Here is a 354-nt window from a genome sequence, read left to right as displayed (position 1 = left end):
ATACTTGGTGTTGCGAAACTTTCTGTGGTAAAACTTATTTCTGTACATCCAGTGGCATTTCCTACCGCATTATAAGGAGTAACCGAAACATAGATTGTAGTATTTTCAGGGAAATCGGTTGTAGGGGTATAACTAGTTGTTGTAAGCTCGGCATTATTTACCAGATCATTTCCTCCTGGAGTTGTTCCAATATTTATATAATATCCATCGGCATTTGGTACAGCATCCCAGTTAATCTTTTCACTGATGCTAACATCGCTTGCACCATCTAGCGGACTGGTAATTGTAGAACAATTTGGAATACTTGGTGTTGCGAAACTTTCTGTGGTAAAACTTATTTCTGTACATCCAGTG

Annotated in this window: 1 pseudogene; it reads right to left on the bottom strand. The window is 38.4% G+C overall.

Annotated features, from left to right (window positions below):
- Positions 1-354, bottom strand: a pseudogene (locus I6U50_RS15775) (T9SS C-terminal target domain-containing protein); the annotation flags it as partial.

The organism is Salegentibacter maritimus, assembly GCF_016236975.1.
GTDB lineage: Bacteria > Bacteroidota > Bacteroidia > Flavobacteriales > Flavobacteriaceae > Salegentibacter > Salegentibacter maritimus.
Note: the sequence above shows the minus strand (reverse complement) of the source record. Positions and strands in the feature narration are given on the sequence as shown.